General features: G+C 39.0%; 1 pseudogene. It reads left to right on the plus strand.

From position 1 onward, the window contains the following. Nucleotides 1-228: pseudogene (locus ACTHSQ_RS11375) on the plus strand (30S ribosomal protein S5); the annotation flags it as partial. Nucleotides 229-251: the final 23 nt, after the last annotated feature.

Consider the following 251-nt stretch of genomic DNA (forward strand, 5'->3'; position numbering starts at 1 on the left):
ATGCAACCCGCTAAAGAAGGTAGTGGTGTAAAGGCAGGTGGTCCTATGCGCTTAGTTTTTGATGCTATGGGTATTCATAACATTTCTGCTAAAGTGCATGGTTCTACAAACCCTTATAACATTGTACGAGCTACATTAGATGGCTTGTCTAAGTTATATACACCTGCTGATATCGCTGCTAAACGTGGCCTAACAGTAGAAGACATTTTGGGAGTAAACTATGACTGAGCAAAAAAAGATTAAAGTTACAT

This window comes from Neisseria sp. P0009.S008, from assembly GCF_051958615.1.
Lineage (GTDB): Bacteria > Pseudomonadota > Gammaproteobacteria > Burkholderiales > Neisseriaceae > Neisseria > Neisseria subflava.